Origin of the sequence: Anabaena sp. FACHB-83 (assembly GCF_014697485.1) — a bacterium.
Classification (GTDB): domain Bacteria; phylum Cyanobacteriota; class Cyanobacteriia; order Cyanobacteriales; family Nostocaceae; genus Nostoc_B.
This window is the reverse complement of sequence record NZ_JACJRY010000041.1, coordinates 30,559-54,785: the sequence shown is the minus strand read 5'-3', so window position 1 is coordinate 54,785 and position 24,227 is coordinate 30,559. Positions and strand designations below refer to the sequence as shown.

At 40.7% G+C, this 24,227-nt stretch carries 15 protein-coding genes; 11 read left to right on the top strand and 4 right to left on the bottom strand.

Annotation, left to right across the window (positions count from 1 at the left end; translation table 11 throughout):
- Positions 1–404: 404 nt before the first annotated feature.
- Complete coding sequence (locus H6G79_RS29060; RefSeq protein WP_190593495.1) at positions 405–1,250, bottom strand: TetR/AcrR family transcriptional regulator; 846 nt, start codon at positions 1,248–1,250, stop codon at positions 405–407.
- A 123-nt stretch (positions 1,251–1,373) separates the two neighbouring features.
- On the opposite strand from H6G79_RS29060, the gene H6G79_RS29055 reads away from it, so the two are divergent.
- From H6G79_RS29055 to H6G79_RS29030, 6 genes are all read left to right on the top strand, one after another.
- A complete protein-coding gene (locus tag H6G79_RS29055; protein WP_190593494.1) occupies positions 1,374–2,669 on the top strand; it encodes an HlyD family efflux transporter periplasmic adaptor subunit in 1,296 nt (431 codons plus the stop codon).
- Positions 2,666–3,844, top strand: coding sequence for an ABC transporter permease DevC (gene devC, locus H6G79_RS29050; protein WP_190593492.1), 1,179 nt, complete (start codon positions 2,666–2,668; stop codon positions 3,842–3,844). Before H6G79_RS29055 ends, devC begins: the two co-directional genes overlap by 4 nt.
- Before the next feature lie 54 nt (positions 3,845–3,898).
- Positions 3,899–4,621, top strand: coding sequence for a DevA family ABC transporter ATP-binding protein (locus H6G79_RS29045; protein ID WP_190593489.1), 723 nt, complete (start codon positions 3,899–3,901; stop codon positions 4,619–4,621).
- Positions 4,622–5,685: 1,064 nt separating this feature from the next.
- Positions 5,686–8,292: a COR domain-containing protein gene (locus H6G79_RS29040; RefSeq protein ID WP_190593487.1), complete on the top strand. Its 2,607-nt coding sequence runs from the start codon at positions 5,686–5,688 to the stop codon at positions 8,290–8,292.
- Between the two features lie 183 nt (positions 8,293–8,475).
- Positions 8,476–8,649 (top strand): hypothetical protein, encoded by a 174-nt coding sequence (locus H6G79_RS29035; protein WP_190593498.1) that lies wholly within the window; start codon positions 8,476–8,478, stop codon positions 8,647–8,649.
- 266 nt (positions 8,650–8,915) lie between these two features.
- Positions 8,916–10,901: a potassium channel protein gene (locus H6G79_RS29030; protein WP_190593485.1), complete on the top strand. Its 1,986-nt coding sequence runs from the start codon at positions 8,916–8,918 to the stop codon at positions 10,899–10,901.
- A gap of 1,150 nt (positions 10,902–12,051) precedes the next feature.
- Here H6G79_RS29030 and H6G79_RS29025 read toward each other — a convergent pair.
- Positions 12,052–14,103, bottom strand: coding sequence for a LysR family transcriptional regulator (locus H6G79_RS29025; RefSeq protein WP_190593484.1), 2,052 nt, complete (start codon positions 14,101–14,103; stop codon positions 12,052–12,054).
- A gap of 23 nt (positions 14,104–14,126) precedes the next feature.
- Positions 14,127–15,176: an LLM class flavin-dependent oxidoreductase gene (locus H6G79_RS29020; RefSeq protein WP_190593483.1), complete on the bottom strand. Its 1,050-nt coding sequence runs from the start codon at positions 15,174–15,176 to the stop codon at positions 14,127–14,129.
- A gap of 690 nt (positions 15,177–15,866) precedes the next feature.
- On the opposite strand from H6G79_RS29020, the gene sfnG reads away from it, so the two are divergent.
- The 3 genes from sfnG to H6G79_RS29005 all read left to right on the top strand — a co-directional run bounded on the left by sfnG (position 15,867) and on the right by H6G79_RS29005 (position 19,666).
- On the top strand, positions 15,867–16,964 hold the full coding sequence (gene sfnG, locus H6G79_RS29015; RefSeq protein WP_190593481.1) for a dimethylsulfone monooxygenase SfnG: 1,098 nt from the start codon (positions 15,867–15,869) through the stop codon (positions 16,962–16,964).
- Between the two features lie 352 nt (positions 16,965–17,316).
- A complete protein-coding gene (locus H6G79_RS29010; protein WP_190593480.1) occupies positions 17,317–18,525 on the top strand; it encodes an SfnB family sulfur acquisition oxidoreductase in 1,209 nt (402 codons plus the stop codon).
- 91 nt (positions 18,526–18,616) lie between these two features.
- Positions 18,617–19,666: a hypothetical protein gene (locus H6G79_RS29005; protein WP_190593478.1), complete on the top strand. Its 1,050-nt coding sequence runs from the start codon at positions 18,617–18,619 to the stop codon at positions 19,664–19,666.
- 87 nt (positions 19,667–19,753) lie between these two features.
- On the opposite strand, the gene H6G79_RS29000 is transcribed toward H6G79_RS29005, so the two are convergent.
- Positions 19,754–21,355: an iron uptake porin gene (locus H6G79_RS29000; RefSeq protein ID WP_190593475.1), complete on the bottom strand. Its 1,602-nt coding sequence runs from the start codon at positions 21,353–21,355 to the stop codon at positions 19,754–19,756.
- A gap of 473 nt (positions 21,356–21,828) precedes the next feature.
- On the opposite strand from H6G79_RS29000, the gene H6G79_RS28995 reads away from it, so the two are divergent.
- Complete coding sequence (locus H6G79_RS28995) at positions 21,829–23,013, top strand: acyl-CoA dehydrogenase family protein (protein ID WP_190593474.1); 1,185 nt, start codon at positions 21,829–21,831, stop codon at positions 23,011–23,013.
- A gap of 168 nt (positions 23,014–23,181) precedes the next feature.
- Complete coding sequence (locus tag H6G79_RS28990) at positions 23,182–24,207, top strand: LD-carboxypeptidase (protein WP_190593472.1); 1,026 nt, start codon at positions 23,182–23,184, stop codon at positions 24,205–24,207.
- Positions 24,208–24,227: the final 20 nt, after the last annotated feature.

Below are 24,227 nucleotides of genomic sequence, written 5' to 3'. Positions count from 1 at the left end.
TTCTCAATCACCTTCCGATTCATCTTCATCGCTGGAGTTCTTTTCCTTCTACTCCTGTTGACGATTTCTTCTGCTTTAACTCCTCCTAATTGTAAAAAACCTACACCTGTCAGCTCCCCACTCCCCACTCCCCACTCCCAACTCCCCACTCCCCACTCCCCACTCCCTGACTGGTGTAGGTTTTTTACGTTATGCCCCAAAAACCTTGATTTAGGGTGTAGGGGTGGAACTCTGATTAAATCGTGATTTTTAGAGTCGCTACTCATCACTCTGTTAAAAACCTACCCTTGAAAGGGAGTTGGGAGTTGGGAAGATGAATTATTGTTCCATGTATATACATGAGGTTAAATTTTCCATGTATATACATTATTTGGCAACGGGAAAAAACTTTTTTCCCATCTCCCCTACTCCCGATTCCCTACTCCCCACTCCCTTTCTCGGTTGCTTTGACGGGCGAAGATTTCAATCATTTCACTACGGGTAAGGTTATTTTCAGTCGCTAATTCTGCGAGTTTTTCCCAGGCTGTATCTGTGAGTCGAATCGACCTTAACTGTTTAGGTTCTGATTTGTAATCTGTTTGAAATTTGCCGGAGGATGTGCGTTTGCGTCTTGGTGTTTTCTGTCTTGTACCAGTATATTTATCTGCGAGTTCAGTTTTAGGCGTTAGGTTAATGGTGATTAATTTAACTAAGTTATCAATTAGGCGATCGCGCTCCATTGGCACAATTTCTTGACCATGTAGCATATACTGAAGAATCATAAAATGTACTAATGCACCAATAAATATACGTGCAGCTACTAAAGGATCAGGTAATTGCAGTTCTGGATGGGCGGTAAAATATTCACTCAACGAATCGAAACCGGGTTTTTCGATATGTTTGAGGAAAATTTGCGCTAAGGAAGGAAATCGCCCAGATTCCCCAATAATTAATCTCACGAAGTTTAGTGCTTCTTGTTCACTAGTCCCTTTATCTAAGACATTGATGGCTAAACGCCGCAACAAAATTTGTGGGTCGTCTTGGTAAAATTGCGGGTCTTGATAGTTAAATAGTGGCAGAATTTTTTCCCGTGCTAATTGCTCTACAAGGGCTGCAAATAAAGTTTCTTTATCTCGAAAGTAGCTGTAGATAGTTGTTTTTGATACTCCTGCTGCGGCTGCAACTTTATCCATTGTTGTCGCTGCATAGCCGTTTTTGAGAAACTCTTGCATTGCTCCAGCGAGAATAGCATCAATTTTTTCATTGCTCATTGGTCATTTCGCCTAAAAATTTTCGAGTGACTCTTGACATTACTGGAATGAACAGTTTAGTTTAGTAATATCAAAACTAAACATTCTAGTTTAGTAAGAATTTAAACCAAAAGGGAGCTTACGGTGAGTAATGCCGCAGCAAAAGATTCCGCATACTTTAAGCCTAACTCTCGCCAACTGATAATTTTGGCAGCTGCTTTAGGTATTGCGATCGCAGGTTATAAATTTTGGCAAGTGCAATCAACGCCCACTCAGAATACAGCCACAACTGAGGTGAGTTTACCGCAAATTAAGACGGTGACAGCGTTAGGGAGACTAGAACCCAAGGGAGAGATCATTAAACTTTCGGCTCCGGCGGCTAGTCAAACTAGTCGAGTTGAGAAACTGTTGGTAAAAGAAGGCGATACAGTCAAAGCTGGGCAATTAATTGCCATTTTAGATAACCGCGATCGCCTCCAGGCAGCTTGGCAAGAAGCTCAAGAAGCTGTAAAAGTAGCGAGGATAAATTTAGCGAAAGTGCAAGCGGGTGCGAAACAAGGCGAAATTACTGCCCAAAAAGCCGAAGTTGCCCGTTTACAAGCCCAAAGTTTAGGTCAAGAAACCGAACAAAGGCAAACTATTGCGCGGTTAGAAGCACAATGGCAAGGTGACACGACTGCTCAACAGGCAACAATTAAAAGATTAGCCGCCGAATTAAAAAATGCTGAAACCGAATTTGGTCGTTATCAGCAACTGTATTCCGAAGGTGCAATTTCCCTTTCTACCTTTGACAGTAAACGCTTGAGTGTAGATACCATCACCCAGCAGTTGAGCGAAGCCAAAGCCAATTTGAACCGCATAGATAGTACTGGTAGCAAACAAATTAGTGAAGCCAAGGCAGTTTTAGCTCGAATTACGGCAACAGGTAGCAAACAAGTCCAGTCAGCCGCAGGCAGCTTAAATAGTATTGCCGAAGTCCGCCCCGTGGATGTGCAAGCCGCGAAGGCAGAAATTGAGCGAGCAGTTGCCGCCGCCAGCCAAGCCAAGGCAAACTTAGAGCAAGCTTATGTGCGATCGCCCCAAGATGGTGTAGTCTTCGATATTCATACACGTTCTGGTGAATTAGTATCTAGCGATGGCATCGTGGAAATTGGACAAACTAACCAGATGTATGCAGTCGTAGAAGTTTATCAAAGCGACGTTAGCAAAATTCGTCCACAACAAAAAGTGCAAATATCCAGCAACTCTCTCCCTAGCAACTTGTCGGGAACAGTAGATTGGATTGGCTGGAAAGTCCAACGCCAAAATGTCATCAACACAGATCCCAGCGAAAATATTGACTCTAGAGTCGTGGAAGTTCATGTGCAACTAGATGAAGCTTCCAGCACCAAAGCCGCCAAATTTACCAATTTACAAGTCAAAGCGGTAATTGAACTATGACAGGAATGATCCAAGAACTGCAACGCCGCACACCTTTGGGATGGCTGCAACTCAGTCATCACAAAAGCCGCTTGTTAGTTGCATTAGCTGGTATTGCCTTTGCTGATGTGCTGATTTTTATGCAGCTAGGTTTTCAAAATGCACTGTATGACAGCAACACCCGCCTGAATCGCGCCCTGGTTGCAGACATTATTTTGCTCAGTCCCCAAAGCCGGAATATGCAGAATTTAGCGACATTTTCTCGGCGGCGACTGTTGCAAGCCGCAGATGTACCCGGTGTGAAATCAGCTACAGCCATGTATATCGGTTTATTGACTTGGAAAAATCCCCAAACCCGCAGCAAAACCTCCATGCAAGCCATTGGTTTTAACCCGGAACAATCCGCCTTAAACATTCCCGGAGTTCAAAGCCAATTAGACAAAATTAAACTACCAGATACCTTCATTTTTGATCGCGCATCCAGAGGTGAATATCAAAAAGTTGTTCAGCAACTGGATGCAGGTAAAACTGTCACCACAGAAGTAGATAAACACACGATTAATCTGAGTGGTGGATTTACATTAGGTGCATCATTTGGCGCTGATGGTACATTAGTTTCTAGTGATGAAAACTTTCTACGCTTATTTCCGAAACGACAAGTAGGCAGTATTAATCTCGGTTTAATTAATATTCAACCAGGTTATGATGTCCAACAAGTTGCAGCAGCATTAAAATTACATCTCCAAAGTGAAGATATCAAAGTATTAACCCGCGCAGAATACATCAAATTTGAAGAAGATTATTGGAAAACCGAAAGTCCCATTGGTTTTATCTTCAGTTTGGGTGTATCAATGGGTGTGATTGTAGGTGTGATTATTGTTTATCAAGTCTTATCAACTGATGTGAATGCCCATATTAAAGAATATGCCACATTCAAAGCAATGGGCTATCGCAATTCCTACTTACTCGGAGTCATTTTTGAAGAAGCAATTATATTAGCCGTCTTGGGGTTTATTCCTGGCTTCATCTTCCCATTAGGACTTTATCAATTAGCTGCCACGGCGACAAATCTACCCATATATATGACAGCAAGTCGGGCATTATTTGTGTTGATTTTAACAATAATGATGTGTAGTTTATCTGGAGCGATCGCCACTCGCAAACTCCAATCCGCCGACCCCGCCGATATGTTTTAAAAACTCATCACTCTCCGCGTCTCTGCGTCTCTGCGTGAGGTAAAAAAAATCGATATGGAAACTAATTACTCCTCTAAACCTGTTATATCCATCCAAAATCTTGACCATTACTTTGGTCAAGGGCAACTGCGGAAACAAGTATTATTTAATATTAACCTCACCATTAACGCTGGTGAAATTATCATTATGACTGGCCCTTCGGGTTCTGGTAAAACTACATTATTAACCTTAGTAGGTGGCTTGCGTTCTGCCCAATCTGGTAGTTTACAAGTATTAAATCGGGAACTTTGTCATGCTAGTAGTGAAGAATTAACCCAAGCTCGACGCAGTAATGGATATATTTTCCAAGCTCATAACTTGCATGGTAGTTTAACAGCAATTCAGAATGTGCGTATGGGTTTAGAAGTGCATCGTGGAATTGCACCCCAAGAAATGCTGACACGTTCCCAAGCAATGTTAGCCGCAGTTGGGTTAGAACATCGCCTGAATTACTATCCTGATAGCTTATCGGGTGGACAAAAACAACGGGTAGCGATCGCTCGTGCCTTAGTAAATCAGCCTAAAATAGTCTTGGCAGATGAACCAACAGCCGCCCTGGATAAACAATCTGGGCGCGATGTCGTGGAGTTAATGCAAAAACTTGCCAAAGAGCAAGGCTGTACAATTTTGCTAGTCACCCACGACAACCGCATTTTAGATATTGCTGACCGAATTATTTACATGGAAGATGGACATCTGGTGAGGGATGGGGTAAGTGCTGTAGCTATGGAGAAGTGATATCGTTTCTTGATGAAGATGCAATTAATAGCGACTGTCGCCTGAAACTTTCCTATATTCTAAGAGGATGTTTTAAAAGTCCTATTGTTGGTAGCCAAACATTTTAGATCCGATCCCCCTAAATCCCCCTTAAAAAGCTACGGTGTACACACAAGTGTTAGCTGCAAGGGTTTCAGACGTTATAGCCTCCTTAAATTGTCATTACGAGCGCAGTGATAACGGAGCGAAGTAATCGCATAATCTCGTAGTTTTGGCGATTGCTTCGTCGTTCCTCCTCGCAATGACAGGTTTTCAGAGCGATCGCAAAACCGAAAGCTAGATTGACGAAACCAAACGATAGGTAGGATTTCAAGACTTGTGTGTACACGGTAGCCTTAAAAAGGGGGACTTTAAGAGGCTCTTAGCCCCCCTTTTTAAGGGGGGTTGGGGGGATCTGTAAGTGCCGATATACACAACAAACCACTTTTAAAACAACCTCTAAAACGCAATGTGCAACTTATTTTTGTAACCTCTCTCCAAACCTCTCACGCCAGTCGCTACAACGGAGGGAACCTCCGCAACGCGCTTGCTCCCCGAAGCGGAGAGGACTCGTGAACGAGTCTCAAAAACTCTCGCGTGAGTATTAAAGACTCGTCCGCGAATATCAAAGACTCATTCACGAGTATTAAAGACTCGTCCGCGAATATCAAAGACTCATTCACGAGTATTAAAGACTCGTCCGTGAATATCAAAGACTCTCGCACGAGTATCCAAGACTCGTCCGCGAATATTAAAGACTCTCGCGCGAGTATCAAAGACTCTCGCGCGAATATCAAAGACTCGTCCGCGAATATTAAAGACTCACGCGCGAATATCAAAGACTCATTCACGAATATCAAAGACTCATTCACGAGTTTTAACTATTCGCCTGCTATTTGCAAATTTACAATGATAAATTCTTTATCACAATTACGTAAAATCTATTACTACTCATGTAGTGTGATATTTCAGGGGGAATTGCTCTGAGATTGTCTAGCCAATCAGGGGCATAAAATCATAATTATCGTTGATAGGTGAACCTCAGTATGGCAAAAACGCCTCAACGTTTCTTTAACAAAATTCAAGAAACGAAAGAGAAAAAGCTTAAAGAACTAGACTTAAGCAATGATTGGAATACTGACGACAAGGAAAAGTTAACAGAGATTCCGGCTGAGGTGTTTGAACTGGAATGGTTAGAGGTTTTGAATTTAAGCGACAACAGAATCACCACACTGCCAGAAGCAATTACCCGTCTGTCACAACTCACCACCCTGAATTTAAGCTACAACCAAATCACGACACTGCCAGAAGCAATTACCCGTCTGTCACAACTCACCACCCTGAATTTAAGCTACAACAAAATCACGACACTGCCAGAAGCAATTACCCGTCTGTCACGACTCACCACCCTGGATTTAAACGACAACCAAATCACCAGACTGCCAGAAGCAATTATCCGTTTGCCACAACTCATCATCCTGAATTTAAGCAACAACCAAATCACCAGACTGCCAGAGGCAATTACCCGTCTGTCACAACTCACCATCCTGTATTTAAGCAACAACCAAATCACCAGACTGCCAGAGGCAATTACCCGTCTGTCACAACTCACCATCCTGTATTTAAACGACAACCAAATCACCAGACTGCCAGAAGCAATTACCCGTTTGCCACAACTCAAATACTTGGATTTAAGGGACAACCCCATCGAAACGCCACCGCTAGAAATTGCTGCGAAAGGTATTGCAGCGATTAGAGATTATTTCCGCCAACTGGAGGAAGGTACAGATAATCTGTACGAAGCCAAGTTACTCATTGTTGGTGAAGGCGGCGCAGGTAAGACAACACTAGCCAGTAAAATTAAAGACCAAAATTACCAACTTCAAAAAGACGACTCAACTAAGGGAATTGAGGTGATCCGGTGGGATTTCCCAATGGAAAACGGGCGAGAATTTCGAGTCAACATCTGGGATTTCGGTGGACAAGAAATTTACCATGCCACCCACCAATTTTTCCTCACTAAACGTTCTCTCTATGTTTTAGTTGCAGATAATCGCAAAGAAGACACTGATTTTTACTACTGGCTAAATGTGGTGGAATTGCTCAGTGAAAGTAGCCCAGTGCTAATCATTAAAAATGAGAAGAATGATAGAACCCGCGAAATTAATGAACCACAATTAAAAGGGCAATTTAATAACCTCAAGGAAACCTTAGCAACCAACCTCGCTCAAAATGACCAACGTTTAAATAACGTCATCAAAGAAATTAAGCATCAAATTACGTCTTTACCTCACCTGGGTACACCACTACCTAAAACTTGGGTAAAAGTGAGAGAAACTTTAGAAAATAATCCACGTAATTACATCAGTTTGGATGAATATCTCCACATCTGCCAGCAAAATGGTTTTACCAGACATGAAGATAAATTGCAGCTAAGTGGTTATCTCCATGATTTAGGAGTTTGCTTACACTTTCAAGATGATCCCATCTTGTACAATACTCTCATCCTCAAACCCAAGTGGGGTACTGATGCAGTTTACAGAGTTTTGGATAATTCGCAGGTAATTAAAGATTTGGGCAAATTTACCTGGCAAAAGCTTAAAGAAATTTGGCACGAGCAAGAATATGCCGAAAAGCAAAGAGAACTTTTGCAATTGATGATCAATTTCAAGCTATGTTACGAAATTCCTAATAATCCCAAAACATATATTGCACCACAACTTTTAACAGCAAAACAACCGCAATATGAATGGTATGAAACGAATAACCTCATCCTCCGCTACACTTACGAATTCATGCCCAAAGGTATCATCACTCAGTTTATTGTTGCTATACACAACTTAATTGATGTGATGGACAAACAACAAATTGTCTGGAAAACAGGTGTCATTATCAGCCAAGAAGAAACAAAAGCTGAAGTAATTGAATATTACGACAAGCGAGAAATTAAAATCCGAATTGCAGGTAAATTTAAAAGAGATTTGATGACAAAAGTCACATACGAACTAGATAAAATTCATCAATCTTATAAACGACTCAAATACGACAAGTTAATTCCCTGCAACTGTCTTACCTGCAAAGATAAGCAAGACCCTCACTTTTATCTTTCAGAAAAATTGCGCCAGTTCATAGTTGATCAACAACACCAGATTCAATGCCAAAAGAAACCTTATCAAATGGTCAATGTCTTGAGCTTAATTGACGATGTAATGGATAGAAGAGAATTAGAAAAGGACAAAAGCAGAGATTTTATGTATCCTTCCTCCTTCACCTTTGCCGGAAATATCGAAAGAGTTGTAATTCAACATTCAACCGAAGGGAATAATAATATGACAGAGCCACAAAAACCAGATGAGTCTTCTAAATCAGAAGTTCAAGTTACATTACCTTGGGCTTTTAGAAATGGCATGTTTTACTTATTTGTATTTGTAGTTGTATTCACATTTATTGCAGCTTTAGGTGGTTTCCTACCGTTTCATTATTTAGCTTTAAGTATTATTGGTACAGCTATATTTATTATCTTAATTGGCGTTCTACAACTGCGACAAGATGACCGTCTCTCTGAGGAAAATTTTGTAGAGTTAACAGTAAGAGTAATAAAACAGTTTCCGTTAATTGGCAACCTGATTGAGTCACTTAAAGGGAATAAATAATCCAAATTTTATCCCCCCTAAATTCCCCAAGCCCTCATTACCCCAGAGGAAAAGTTTTTTGCCGGACGTAAACTTGATGATGCCATTGCTAATCCCTCATTCAAAGGCTATAGAATAATCGGAGATAAGCTAATCATGCTTTGCTTAAGGTAAAGAAGTATTTAGCTGGGCGACAGGTGAATTATGGAATGCAATCAAAATCAGGCTGACACATTGGCGGCGTTACAAGAATTAATTGATGTGGTGGCAAAATTGCGATCGCCTAAAAGGATGTTTGGAAAGTCTAAATTATTACTCACCGGGCGATTGGAAATCGCGGCTACACAGACGAAACTCACACTTCGACAAGCTCAGTGACCGCCTACGTGGGTTGAAAATCTTGATTTTGTGTTAGTCCACTTAGACTGTCACTGAGCTTGCGATGCCCTGAGCTTGTCGTTCGCGTAGCGTCTCTGGCAGGAGAAGAGTCGAAGTGTGGACTTTGTTTGTGTAGTAGCGAATTTTATTCGCCCAATACTTTTCAAACATTCTCTAAAATATAGACATAAAGCAAATTATATTAAGTAAACGTAGTAACTACAAACTAAAAAAGTCAAGTAAAATCTGCTGACTAACATCAAAATATGGAACACAATACAACAACAGATCCGAACTTTTTCTTGGTGTGTGGACTGGGAAATTTAGGACAATATTGTGTATCTGTGCTGAAGGAGTTTGGTGTTAAGGTCAATGCCATTGAACAGGTAAATACTCACACTTGGGAAATTGCAGAATTACCAGAGTTAATCGATAAGTTGGTGATTGGTGATTGTCGGCAACCGAAAATATTAGAACAAGCAGGGATAAAACATTGTCGGGCAATTTTGATTGTAACAAGTGATGAGCGAGTGAATATAGCGGCGGCATTTGCGGCGCGATCGCTTAATCCTCATGTACGTTTAGTTATCCGTTCCGCCCAAAATAATCTCAACGATTTACTCCAAGACAGTTTGGGTAACTTTATCGCCTTTGAAGCCACCCAATTACCAGCCCACAGTTTAGCCTTAGCCGCATTAGGCTGTGAAACCAGAGGATTTTTTAATTTAGAAAACCATTTACTCCAAGTTTTTGCAGTATCTATCCATGCTTCCCATCGCTGGAGTCATTGTTGTCTTTCGCAAATTAACACTAGCCAACGCCGTGTACTTATCCACATCACAGCCGGTCAACCAGTACCCAAAGGTTTCTATCAATGGAAACCAGATGCAAAAATTCTCCCCGGAGACTCTATCTTTTACATTGAAGTCAGCGAAAATCTCAAGACTTCCCCCAAACAAATGAACAGCTTTGGGCAATTTTGGCATGAAATGGTGACAGAAATATCATGGCAAAATCTCCGCCACAAATTAACGCAGTTTTGGGAAGACAGTGGTCAAACCCGCCGCGTCGCTTTAGTTGGGGCATTATTGTTAGTGAGTTTATTCTTATTAGGAACACTGCTTTTCAAAGCACAGTATCCTGACCTTTCTTGGCAAGATGCGCTAAATGTAGCTTTGGTATTGAGTCTCGGCGGTTACGGTGATGTGTTTGGGGGACAGCAAAAAATATCTTTTCCTCTGACATGGTGGCTGCATCTATTTAGTATTACCACGAGTGTCACTAGTACGCTGTTTGTTGGTATTCTCTATGCCTTAATGACGGAACGTGTCTTATCTGCAAGATTTCAGTTTTCTAAACGTCGTCCCCGCATCCCCAAAGCCGACCATGTAGTATTAGTGGGGATGGGGAGAGTTGGTAGAAGTGTCGCCCAGTTGTTGCAAGAACTCAAACAACCATTGGTAGGCGTAAATACCAAAGACCTGGAATCAGGAATGTTACCCCAAATGCCCTTAGTTTTGGGAAATCTCAACCATGCTTTAACAAAAGTCAATCTTTCAACAGCAAAAAGTGTTGTGGTTGTCACCGATGATGAAGTGACAAATTTGGAAATTGCTTTAAAAGCACGCACTGTCAACCCAAAAGCTAACTTAGTTATTCGTACCTTTGACCCTTGTTTTAGCGAAAATATCGGACTGCTGCTACCTCACGCCAGAATTATGGGAGTTTACGCCTTAGCCGCCGAAGCATTTGCAGGTGCAGCATTTGGGGAAAATATTTTAAATTTATTTCGTTTGCATAACCAAACAATATTAGTTACCGAATATCAAATTGAAGCTGATGACACCCTCAATGGCAAATTAATCGCTGATATCGCCTATGGTTATCGAGTAGTACCAATTTTTCATCTGAGAGCTAAACAGCATACACCCAAGTTTATGCCTGCTGATGATATCAAATTAATTGTAGGCGATCGCTTGGTCGTCTTAGCCACCATCGAAGGACTGCAAGCCGTCGAACGCGGAACCATCAAACCCGGACACTGCTTAGTGCGAGTCGAAAAAACAATTTCCGCAGAAGCCACATTTGAAGGCGCAGCCATAATTTCACGAGTTACTGGTTGTGATATGCACTTAGCCAGAACTTTAATGAATCAATTACCAGCCACTCTCCAACATCCCCTATACTTGCACCAAGCACATCGTTTAGTGCAGGAGTTGAGTAAATCCCAGGTTTCGGCTCATCTTGAATAGAAATCCCGACGAATGGAATGAGACGTACTTAAATTTTAATTGCATACATATTTAATAGTGGTGAAAAATCTGTGTCAGGATGATAGCGATCGCTATTTTTATCTGGGCGTTGCTGAATCGAGGTATGAATTTAAATGTAGAGACGTTTCATGAAACGTCTCTACAAGGGTTTTATCAGAAAACAAAATGATTTTCGACACCACTCACCAAATCGCCAAAACCCTATATTTTGCGTTGAGTGGTGTCGATTGCTTACTGGGCAAGGATTTGAGCTATGTACTTGGTTAAATTTCGCCCAACATTTATAATGTTATTCAGAGTGGTGTCGATTTGGCGGCTGAAACCCTTACAGGGCAAAGGCTCCTAGACGAACTCTTTACCGATTAACTCAAATCGGAATTATTGGAAACCCGAAGATATCGGCGGCTTCGTCGCAGTAACTGTCGACTTTACCGATTAACTCAAATCGGAATTATTGGAAACGCGCCGTGTCCTGAGACATATTTAATTTTTCCGTCCTTTACCGATTAACTCAAATCGGAATAATTGAAAACACATCTACTGGCTGTTGTAGCGATATATCTCGCCGAAAGTTGTTGGATTCTTAAAATCAGAATTTGAGCGGTTCTCAGTTGGATGAAGTACATTTCAACCCCACCCCCAACCCCTCCCCGCACGCGGGGAGGGGAGCGTTTGCGTTAGCAAATGCGGGGTGGGGTTCCGACTGTATTACAAGCAAGTAATACTATTTTGGATTTTAGATTTTAGATTTTGGATTGGGAAATTGCTTACTGGTGAGCTTTTCAGTAACCCATTTGTCGCAATCATTTTTCAAATTGGTATAAGAACCGCTATCACCAAAACATCAAAAAGAAACCCGACTTTAAATAAAGTCGGGTTTTTAATAGTTGAAATAACTTATCGCATCAAAATCATGCGGATTAAAATACTCTAGGACTTACGCATTGACAGACAAACCAAAATAACAGGTAGGGTTTTTAAGGTTTATAGCTAGATTTTTCAATGATATTTTAGCGATCGCACCTAATCTAGAGTGATTGATCAAAGGCTGAAACAACGTATTTCCGTTGATACACAAGATAGTTATTTTGTACAGTGCGTAAGTCAGAGTAAACTTTTTTATCAGCTTTCAATATTTCTGTGGTAAATCATAATTCTCATAGAGAACTTTCATGTGTCGGCTAAACTGTTCTTCTAAAAAATAGCTACTAGAAAATTCACTTGCAAAAGAAACCTGATGAAAATGATAATCTAAATTTAGCAGGTTGTAGACAAGCCTCAAAAAATAATCATCTATCCAGAAATCTACATCAAACAATGAAATGCCATATTTTCCTTCCAACCTGCGATTTAAAGTTTTTAGTAACCAAGACCATTGAGGTTTGAGTGTCGGATCAATACGATTACCAAATACAGGATTAAAAAACTGATTTATTTGGTTTTTTCTCACATCAATCACTTTAGTTAATAAATCTGTTGCCTGAATTGGGGATGAATTAAACCAATAGTTAGCAACTAGTAAATCATGTAAATAAGCTACAACAATTTTCGGGTTTTCTTTAATAAACTGCGAACGACAAACAATTCCTCTAATTGATGGAATTCTTAAACTATCTGTTTGAGATAGAGGTAGTTTTCTGACAAAAGCATATCCTTCTAAAATTGACGCAAAAGTGTGACAACACACGTAGGCATCTATAGTTTTGTTAGCGAGACTCCTACTAGCCCTTTGTGGATCTTCATTTACTAATTTACAATCTTTACTCACATCCATATTATAGAGGTCAAACAGAGTAATGATGAATCGATGAGCATTGGAACCAAATAACGTAGAAATTCGCTTGCCTTTAAGTTCCTGGACAGTATTTATGGCAGAATCTTTATGGAGAACAATGTTCACATCCTGACCCAAAAGATTATACGAAGCAATCCCAATCAATTTAGAACCAAAACTTAAATCATCAAAGAATTGACTCCCATTATTCAAGAGAGAAATATCATCTAAAATACAAATATCTAGTTCTCCCCTTTTCATTTGATGGTTCATTTCTTCTCCAGAAGAACAGGGCAGAATTTGTAGCTCGAAATCTCGATTAATTTCAATATTTTTAAAAATAGGCTGTTCAATTAATGAGGATGATCTCTGTAAATCAGAAATATACTTGGTTCCATATCCTGCAATAAATTGTCCTATGGAATCACGCTGAATACCTATTCTTAGAACATTTTCCTCTTTAGCAGAAGAGCTACCTAAAATTAAATTTACATTAGGCACACTTTCCAAGTTATTTTGTTCGAGTCTAAAACTTCTGACTAAACCCTCTGCGGAGATTAATAATTCACTAAAGCGGGGAACATGAATATAAATTCCATATTCATTAACATCTTGTATAGTCAGGGTTAAAACTTGGTATTGAGATATGATATCAGCTTCACAAAAGTCAGGTAAAATAGTTAATTTTTGATTTTCTGAAGCATATTTGAGGACATCTTGATAGCTTGATAGTATATTGACTCCACTTAATTGATGCAACAAAATTCCATTTTTAGATAGTTCTCGATGAACTTCATCTAAAAGTAAGACTTCATCCCAATCAATCTCATTTGTTTTAATCAAGCGATACTCATTGAAATATTTATTTTTCCCAAAAGAGAACAACACCATTTTATGAGTTGTTAATCTAGTACAGTGATGTTCTTCCTTATATCCAGAGCAACTGTTGAGCAGTAAATCTATATCTAAGAGTTGAGAATGTGAGAAAAAACTACTATTTTGAGCCTGAATTTCTTTGATATTTCTACCGGGAAAACAAAGCTGAAATCGCTGCAAATATTGTTTTAACCAGACTTCTAAAATTAAACTAGTCGCCCCCAATATCAAATCTTCACCCTCGGCGCTAAATGTTGCGTGAAATTCTTCTCGTAGATTTTCTACAGTTTCAACGACATTAAGTGTTTGAGAAATCAATTTTTTGCCTTTATTAGTTAAGCAGATAGAGCCAGGAGAACGATTTAACAGAACTACTCCGAAAAAATCCTCGGCTTGCTTTACTTTTTTACTAATTAGTGCTTGACTATATCCTAGTTTTTGGGCTGCTTTCGAGAAGCTACCACAGTCATCTACCGCTTTTAAAATTTTGAGGTGATTGAGGGTAATATCTTCGAGTTTAATCTTATTCATGCTGTCTAGGGCAAGATTTTTAATTACAACCTAACTAAGTTATTTTGCTGTTTGTATTCGGAAATAACTAGTTTGTGGAAGCGAATAGTATCTTCCAACATCGATTCAAATTTGAGTATGATTAAATCAACGCCAACAGTTTCGTATTCTTTGAGACGTTGAATAATTGTATAGCGATCGCCTACCAGTTGAGCAGATAAACCGAGATTCGCTTCAATGGTTTGGCTGATATCTAGTTTGTTGTGGGCAACTACGTTAGGATCGATTTGCTCTTGAAAGTATTTAATCTGCTGCTGATCCGCAGAACGATAAATTGCAGCTAGTCTAGCTTCAGCTTCGGCTGTATGTTCACGAACGATCGCAAAAGCACTCATGGCTACTCTAATATTACGACCGTAGCGAGCGATCGCCAATTTTTTCACCTTCTGCACCAATGCTGCTGTTTTTTCTGGTTCATCAGCATTGATAAATAAATAATCTCCGTGACGGGCTGCTAAATTAATTGCCCGGTCTGATTCGCCAGCAATGAAAATAGGTGGTTTTGGTGTAGGTTTATCAGTGATAATACCATTTTCAATAGTGTAATATTTACCAACATAATTAAAGTCATCGACTGTCCACAGCCCCTTGATGACATCAATATACTCTTCTAATCGGGCGTATCTCTCACTATGGGGTAGCCAAACATCTCCATAACTTTCTACTTCTAACTTCCACCATCCAGCAATCCCACTCAGGGCAAATCTGCCGTTACTAAGTTGATTTTGAATGTTTGCACTTACATTAGCTACCACCGCAGGTAGTTTAAAACCGGGTTGTACAGCCGCAACAATCTTGATGTTCTTGGTGTTCAAACTGGCTAAAGCTGCTGTAATCCAACCATCTGCAACATGATATTTCGGGCCATGAATAGCATTCAAGTAATGTTCAGGAATGTAATAGAAGTCATAACCTAACTTGTCTGCTTCAACTGCCAGTTTTACTAAATCTTGCGTAGATACATTAGCCTCATGATTCACAACCCGCAACCATCCACCACAGACAGGCGACCAAATTCCAAACTGAAGTGGCATAAATATTTCTCCTGTGCTTTTTCTCTAAGGTATTAAACCTCTCCCTCCCAGCCTCCCTCTCTGAAACGGAAAGGGAGGAGAAAAATTAGTTTTTTGCTCCCCTCTCCGCGTCGGAGAGGGGCTGGGGGAGAGGTCAAAAAAAGATTTGTCGGACTTACGTTACTTAAACCACGGTATTTTTATCTTGCCACCGTAGTTTAGTAGTTCACACTACCATATTTATTTCTGCTGTGTATAGTTGCAGATGAGAGATGCAAAGCATTCACTTATCACGATCTGGAATAGTAGCCATCCTTTGTTGAGTCCTGGATTTCGGGTCTCGTTGACATCATCAGGATGATAACTAGCAAATATAAAAGAATAATTAAATATTCCGCAAACGTTAGCAGTATTCCAAAATGGAATACAGAAATGGAATTTAAGTATATGCAGTCACGACATCGGAAAAATTGTCGTGATAAAGTCTGATCCATGAAAATACGGTAGCTCAATCGGGTTATGATATATTGCCAATATCAAATCCTGAGATTGTCTACTTGTAAACTCAGAGGACTTTGCAGCCGCTATCAAGCTTTAGATTTTTTGGGTCAAATTTTAAGTGATTTGTCTAGTGATGACAAATTCGGACTTGTTGCATCACAAGCAAACTTCCACCAATAACCAAGCTGTTTCATTCTCAAACACACAATTATGGTAGATATTAAGTTCGCATACTGGATTCCCAACGTCAGTGGTGGGTTAGTAGTTAGTAAAATTCCCCAACGAACAAACTGGACTTACGACTATAATGCTCAACTAGCTCAAACTGCTGAAGAGGTTGGCTTTGAATATGCTCTAGCACAAGCTAGATTTATCGCCAGCTATGGGGCTGAGTACCAGCTAGAAGCATTTACAACCGTATCAGCCCTCGCACCCGTTACCAAAAAATTGAAGTTGATTGCGGCGGTTCATCCTGGATTATGGCATCCAGGAGTAGTTGCCAAAATCGGAGCCAGTATTGATTTTCTCTCTAACGGACGATTTGCTTTGAATATAGTTAGCGGCTGGTTCAAAGATGAATTCACTATCTATGGCGAACATTGGTTAGACCATGACGAACGCTATCGTCGTTCCGAAGAATTTATCCGTGTCCTCAAAGGCTTATGGACTGAGGATGAGTTTCACTTTAAAGGCGACTTTTACCGGATTAACGGCGGTTGGGTCAAGCCTAGACCGGTGAATCAGAATCCCCACCCAGAGATATTCCAAGGTGGTAACTCCAAAGCAGCCCGGCGCATGGCTGGCCGTGTCTCTGATTGGTATTTCATGAATGGTAATACCCTAGAAGGTGTGAAAGAGCAGATTGCTGAAGTGTCTGAATTAGCTCGTCGAGAAGGACGCACAATTAAGTTTGGGCTAAATTCCTTTATCATCGTGCGAGATACGGAAGCAGAAGCCTATGAAGTATTGCGCGACATTATTGCTCAAGCCGATGTAGAAGCAGTCAAAGGATTTGGCGAAGCTGTCAAACAAGCTGGCGCTGCAACTCGTGAACGTGAGGGAATGTGGGCAAATTCCAATTTTGAAGATTTAGTACAGTATAACGATGGCTTCAAGTCAGGTTTGATTGGTACTGCTGAACAAGTAGCGGAAAAGATTCGCCAATTCCATGAAGCGGGAGTTGATTTAATTCTCGGCGGCTTCTTACACTACACAGATGATTTGCCCGCATTTGGTAAGAACGTAATCCCCATTGTGCGCGAACTTAAATCTCATCGTCGGACTGCTAATGAGTTGGCTGTGGTGTAGATTCACAGTCACATAAGTAGTTAAACATAATTAATTACACAAAGTCATTGCGAATGGAGCGAAGCGAAATGAAGCAATCGCAAGGGCTGGGATTGCTTCGCTTCGCTCGCAATGACTGTAATTAATTTTGCGTGGTTACTTATCTTGTAGAAGTGGGTTTTGTAGAGCCAAGCTGTTGCGATCGCAGCTAAACCCGCTTCTACAGCAACAGGCAAATACTACGCAGATATCACAATTTTTACGTAACCAAATCATCTTCCTCATTGCCCAAATTTCCTAGCAGATTCAATTTGGGATAACTCTGCGTACCTCTGCGTTTAAACACGATCAATCACAATTGAGAAGTTTTATTATGACATCACTAATCAATACAGAACAGAAGGCACATATTATTCGGGATGACAAAGAAGCGATCGCGATCGCCCACGAATTAGCGGCGGAGTTTGCTAAGGGTGACTCAGAACGCGACCAAACTCGGCGTTTACCTGCCGAAGAAGTGCAGAAGTTTTCTCAAAGCGGATTGTGGGGAATTACAGTCCCGAAAGAATATGGCGGTGCTTTTGTCTCAAATGTCACCCTAGCAGAAGTAATTAAAATCATCTCCGAAGCCGATTCTAGCCTCGGTCAAATTCCCCAAAATCACCTCTACATGGTGGAAGCAGTCAGGTTGGATGGCACGCATGATCAAAAAAAGTTCTTCTTTGATTTAGTTCTACAAGGTAAACGCTTTGGTAACGCCTTCTCGGAAATTGGTACTAAATCTGTCACCGATGTGCAAACCAAGTTACAACCAGATGGTTCTGACTACGTACTCAATGGACGCAAATACTACTCGGCTGGCGCATTATTAGCACATTGGGTTCCTGTGATTGCCAGCAACCCCGATGGTAAAACAGTAGTGGCATTTGTTGAAAGAGATGCCGAAGGACTAACTTTACTTGATGACTGGACAAGCTTCGGACAGCGCACCACAGCTAGTGGTACTACCATTATTGAAAATGTCAAAGTTAAGGCAGAACACGTCATACCGCACTATTTAGCCTTTGAGAGAGCAACACCAATGGGTGCGATCGCTCAAATCATCCAAGCCGCCGTAGACGTGGGAATTGCCAAAGCCGCAGTCCGTGACACGATTCACTTTGTCCGTAAATATACGCGCCCTTGGGTTGACAGCAATTTAGAAAAAGGCTACGAAGACCCCCTGACACTATATGAATTTGGTAACGTGCAGATTCAAGTCCACGCTGCCGAAGCTTTGCTGCGTCGGGCAGGCGAATTTCTTGACATCGCCAACGAGTCAGGCTTAGAAGAACCCAAGGTAGTTGAAGCCTCGATTGCAGTTGCAGAAGTCAAAGCCTTAGCCACCGAAGCCGCAATCCTCGCTACTAACAAGTTATTTGAACTAGCAGGTACTAAATCTACATTGGAAGAATTCAACTACAATCGCCACTGGCGAAATGCCCGCGCTCACACACTCCACGATCCTGTGCGTTGGAAATACTACGCTGTTGGTAACTACTTCCTGAATGGTGTTTATCCCCCGCGCCATCCTTGGCTGTAATGGCCTAATTCTCTATTGGGGTAAAGCATTCAGAGGGAATTTTTACAGAATGTTTTGCCCCTAATCAACCAATATTATTCAAGTTGATCCTATGAGTGTTGCAAACCCAACCCAGAGGCGGAGTATTTGGAAAAAACAGCCATTTAAGGGGCTGCTTTTTATTGCTGTAATTGCTGTTATTAGCTACATTTTTGAACTCATCTTTGGTCAAATTATGCAGCTAAATGTAGGCACAAAATTGACGTATATCACTATATGTTTCGTCTGGTGGTGGCATCTCGGTTTTTCCCTCAACGGCTATCCAGGTTCCCGCTTTTCTTCTACCCGATTGGGGAGAGGAACAGTGAATTTAGTAGTGCTGTTGGCACTAGTTTATCTAACTGGAGAAGTTTGGAAATTCATTTCTGCAAAACCAATTCTCACTGATACACCTGTTGGTTTGTGGGGACAAACAGCGATTATTGCCGCCGCCGCCAGTTTGTTCTTTTTTGACAACACTATTGTCACAACTGATAAAGTCCGCGAATGGCATCCCATTAGCGGCTTTCTCAATATCTTTTTTGCCGTCTTTTTTATTGCCCCTGCCTTCACCTTTTTGCCACAAATGTGGGGGCTTCAACCTTTTTATATCCCTTGGTATTGGTATCCTTGCTCAACAGTATTCGGTAGTTTCTTTGAACGTTGGCCTTTAAACAAATTAGAACTAGGAATGCCACGTTTGGGGTTACTTCATACGGGGATTATTTTATTCCTGACTCTAATTACACAATTGTTCCTCAAACAGCTAGGACTGGATTTGTTTACCACAACTACAGGCCCAACCTTTGCAGCTATTTGGACAACTGTTGGTTTAGGATTTGTTTGGCAATTCAATATGTGGCCTTTTACAAAACTATCACAGCCAATAAAAGGCATAGTTGCATCTGTTGTGAGTTTAGTAGTTTCCGTCTTGCTGTACCTAGTGACAGTATCTCTAGTAGGTCAGGACAATATTATCCAAGGGCTTTACTGGTGGTTCAATATCCTTTGGGTTCAAGTATTCTTAATGGCTCCAGGACTATACGACGGAATTAGCCTTTGGCAGGATATACCGCCACTAATTGAAGAACAACAACCCCTAAGCTTGAATCGTAATTCGTAATTTTTAGCTCTTGCAAAGTGCTGTATGCCTGAAAAAAATTTACTTTTCAATCAGCAACGCCAAAACTTGTGACGTTGCTGAGATTGTTTAAAATGTGAAGGTTGTTCTCACCGTGCCAATTACAGCATCCTGATTATCATTGTTTTGAGCCGGAGCCGTAATCCAAATTACGCCAGGGGTGATGGCAATGTTATCTGTCAACTGATACTTGTAAAAGCCTTCAATATGTAGGGAGAAATCGTTTGCAGGTGCAGGATTTCCACCCCGATAAGGCTCTGCGCCCACAATAATACCACCAAGGTTCCCTTGCTTACCTAAATCCGGGAATGCCAAGCCCAAAGCATAGTACCAAATATCTGCACTACCACTACCTGCTAGATTTTTGGCGTTAGTGTAGCCAAAAAAACCATTGACTGCAAATCGAGGACTAAATTTATAAAAAGCTTCTACTCCGTAGGAGTTGGTAATCATCCTCTCAAATGGCCTATTAGCTTGTTCTGTTCCCACAAGTGTAAAACTACTACCCAAGTCAAATATTGCTCCTCGATTTTGGTAGGCATTTACATAGGTCAAACCAATACCAGAGTTATTGTTGGGGTTCCATGTTATTTGTCCAAATGCGCTGTATTGACCATTAAAAAAGCCTCTATCTGGTTGAGGACTAGCATGATCTCCGGCTAAGTAACCCAAGCTCAATAGCAAGTTGTCATTCAATCGATAATTGATTCCTCCACCTGCACCACCACCAATACGGTAGATAGGGCTAGAAGAAGCAAACTCTGTCAAAGCACGACCACCCCCTGATGCACTATCCAAATAAGGACTGAGAGTCGGAACAAAGTCATAAATTACTCCGTTGACGGCTCCTATATAAGCATTGATGTTGTGGCTAATTGGGAAGTAATAAGACAGCCAATCTAAAGACACGTTATTGTTACTCGGCGCAAGATTAAAAGTTTGCAAACCTTCGGCTGTACCACCAGGAAACTGTAAAAGATTAGCGTTACCAGTGCTTATCCGAGTATTTAAATTATCTCTACCTGTAAAACTACTTTTGAAAACAAGGCGGACTCTATCTTGAAAAACTGTGTTGCTACCATTAACTGAGCCACTAAAGGCATTTGTGACAGCAAAGATAACTTCTCCTACTAGCTTTGTGGTTGGAGAAAACTGATTAGCTTCTAGTTCCCCAGTCCGAGATTCTAAACTATCAACGCGACCCCGTAGAGTTGCTAGTTCAGTAGTAAATTCTGCTTGCAGTCTTTGTATGGTAGTTAAATCTTCTTTGGTAACTAAGTCAGATGTAGCTGTGGCAATTAGCTCGTTAATTCGAGATAAACAAGCATTTAAGCCTGCTGCAAATTCATAGCGAGTTATGGCGCGGTTTCCCTGATAAGTGCCATTCGGATAACCTGCAATACATCCATAACGTTCAACTAAAGACTGGAGTGCGCCAAAAGCCCAATCAGTTGGCTGTACATCAGAAAACTGCGATACAGATGTTACCTGAGACATACTATTTGTCTGTTCAAGGCTTTCATCATTATTGATTGCCGGAATTTGAGGTGTTTGTGCAATGGTTATAGTCACTAAATTACTATCTTCAGCATAAGCTGATGTGCTGGTTAGTAAAGTAGTCCCCAAAATCATCGATTCCATAAATAAATTATGAAATGAACGATTGAACATTTCTCGTACTCCTTATATTGGTGGTTGCAAAAATTTAGTGTAAATAATCAGTATTTCCCTGATTTGCCAAGGCGAAATTTTATGCCTGATTAGGGTAAATCTTGACTTTATCTAACACTCAAAAATTTTCATTAATATCGCTAAACTTCTAGATATATCAGTATCTTTCCAGCAGTTAAATACGTTTAGCGAATTTAATTTAATAATATTGCATACATAACCTACAAAAACAAGTAAATAAAAAAATATTATTAAAGGTTCAATTTTTAGTTTTTCCTGAAAAAATATTTTTTATGTAGTAACAACGATGTGTAATTTTGAAAAAAATATTTTTATTCAAGCTTGATTTATTGGCCCGTATATGTAATACTAACTTCGTAGCAAAAAGATGGATTAAAAAAATACTCCGAATCTTTTTTTAGAAAAATTATATTTACCCCTCAACATAGTATTCGCAGGAGAAGTTGCGAAGTATGCAATTAATCAAAACTAAAGAGTCTCAAAATTATCTGGATCTAGCTAAATCTTTAGCGCAGGAATTTGCTGCTACTGCTGTAGAACGCGATGTCCAAGGGGGAACACCAAAACATGAACGCGATCGCCTGCGCCAAAGCAACTTGCTAAAATTGATCGTACCAACAGAGTACGGTGGTTTAGGAGAAAGCTGGATTACCGTTTTCAGAATTACCCGCGAGTTTGCCAAGGTTGATAGTTCTATTGCTCACGTCTTTTCTTACCACCATCTAGGGGTAGTAGTTCCGCATATATTTGGTTCAACAGAGCAGAAGCAGCGATATTATGCAGAAACTATTCACAACAATTGGTTTTGGTGCAATGCTCTCAACCCTTTAGATAAAAGAACTACTTTAATACCGGAAAATGATTATTTCCGTCTTCATGGCAGCAAAAGCTTTTGCTCTGGCTCCCAAGACTCGGATATATTACCGATCACCGCTACTGATCAAAAAACTGGTGAATTGAAAATTCTGGCAATTCCTACCCAACGCCAAGGTGTGACTGTTCATGATGATTGGGATAACATAGGGCAACGTCAGACAGATAGCGGTACTGTGACATTTGAAAATGTGCTGGTATATCCAGACGAAATTCTGGGTATTAGAGATAAACCCAGTCAACCCTTCACCACGATTCGCGCCTGCTTAACTCAATTGAATCTGGCTAATATTTACCTGGGAATTGCCCAAGGAGCATTTGAAGCTGCTAAAACCTATACTCACACTAATACTAAACCTTGGCTGACATCAGGTGTAGAAAGTGCTACCCAAGATCCATACATTATCCAGCATTACGGCAATTTCTGGGTTGAGCTTCAGACTGCTACTTGTTTAGTTGACCAAGCAGGAGAATTGTTACAACAAGCTTGGGAAAAAGAATGGTCACTTACCGCAGAACAACGGGGAGAATGTGCGCTGTTTATCGCTACAGCCAAAGTCGTCGCTACTAGAGTCGGCTTAGATATCACCAACCGCATCTTTGAAGTGATGGGCGCACGCGCTACTAATGCCAAGTATGGTTTTGACCGCTATTGGCGGAATCTCCGCACGTTCACTCTCCATGATCCTGTTGATTATAAAATCAGAGATATAGGAAATTGGGCGTTAAATGATCAACTGCCAAAACCCAACTTTTATTCTTAGAAAGACAAGACTGATAAAGTTGGCAGGAGATGGGTAGCATTATAGTAGGAGGCAGTGGTTCGACTACGTGGTAATTGAGCGGTCATTGTGAATTGCGAATTGGTATTAGTCGTTTGGTACAAAATGTGAATATAATCAAATTTCTTTCCTACTCCCCACTCTCCAATTTTGAAACGACGCACATTTATTACCACCTGTGGTTTCACCGCTTTAGCTACACAGATACCTCTGGCTAAGGTTCAAGGTCAACTATCGCCAAACACCATTATCAAGCCACCCCGCCTCCAAGCGGGAGATACGGTAGGATTAATTTCTCCGGCTGGTGTCATTGATGCGGAAGATTTAGCCAATGCCAAGCGATCGCTCACCGAGTTAGGATTAAAAATTAAATTAGGCAACCATATTTTAGATAGGTACGGCTATTTAGCTGGTACAGATGCTAACCGCGCCAACGATGTAAACGCGATGTTTGCAGATAATTCCGTCAACGCCATTATGACTATGCGCGGCGGTTGGGGTTGTAATCGCATTTTACCTTTACTGAACTATCCCCAGATTCGCGCTCATCCTAAAATTATCATGGGGTTTAGTGATATTACTGCTTTGGTGTTGGCTATTTATGCCCGTAGTCGAGTCCTGACTTTTCACGGGCCAAATGCCACATCTACTTGGAATGAGTTTACAGTAGATTATGCCAAGCGCATCTTATTTGATGGCGAAGCAGTCACAATGGAAAATCTTAAAACTGAAGATGTCCAATTTGAGACAATTGCATCAGGAAAAGCCACAGGTAAATTAATAGGTGGTAACTTATCAGTGATAGCAGCAATGGTAGGTTCACCTTATCTACCTGCTTGGTACAAAAGCATTTTATTTGTGGAAGATGTCAGAGAAGATGTTTATCGCATCGACCGAATGTTAACTCAGCTAAAAAACGCTGGAATACTCAATCAAATTTCTGGTTTGATATTTGGTAGATGCACTGACTGTAGTATTGGTGATGAACCATCTTTTAAATTAACTCAAGTCTTACGCGAACATATTATTCCCTTAAAAGTTCCCGCTTGGTATGGTTCAATGATTGGTCATATTAAAGATAAATTTACATTGCCAATTGGTTTAAATGTCGAAATAGATGCCGATGCTGGCACAATTAAAATGTTGGAATCGGCTGTGGTAATAAGGGATAGGTGACAGGTGTAGGTTGGGTGGAG